Origin of the sequence: Kytococcus schroeteri, from assembly GCF_002847825.1 — a bacterium.
GTDB classification, from domain to species: domain Bacteria; phylum Actinomycetota; class Actinomycetes; order Actinomycetales; family Dermatophilaceae; genus Kytococcus; species Kytococcus schroeteri.
This window is the reverse complement of sequence record NZ_PKIZ01000174.1, coordinates 1-302: the sequence shown is the minus strand read 5'-3', so window position 1 is coordinate 302 and position 302 is coordinate 1. Positions and strand designations below refer to the sequence as shown.

1 pseudogene is annotated in these 302 nt (G+C 63.2%); it reads left to right on the top strand.

Features of this window, described 5'->3' with window-relative positions:
• Positions 1-21 precede the first annotated feature (21 nt).
• Positions 22-302, top strand: a pseudogene (locus CYJ76_RS12055) (hypothetical protein); the annotation flags it as partial.

Sequence of the window (302 nt, the reverse complement as noted above, 5' to 3'; positions counted from 1 at the left end):
GCCCGAACGTGGATGCCGCAGGTGGAAAGCTCGAATACGTTCTTCGCGCAGCTCAGAAGCACTTTCGACGAGTCGGTTGAGATTCCGCGAGACTGGCCGTGCGACTTCGCCCTCGGCTGGGTGGGCGCATTGGGATACGGAGTGGAGGACATTGCCCGCTCCCGGGAAGACCATCCGGATGCGGCATTGCTGTTCGCCGACCGGGCGGTCGTGATCGACCACGCACACGCGGTGGCCTATGCAATGGCAATGCTGCCGAGTGCCAAAGATGCCGGGGATGCCGGGAGCACCCACGATGAACA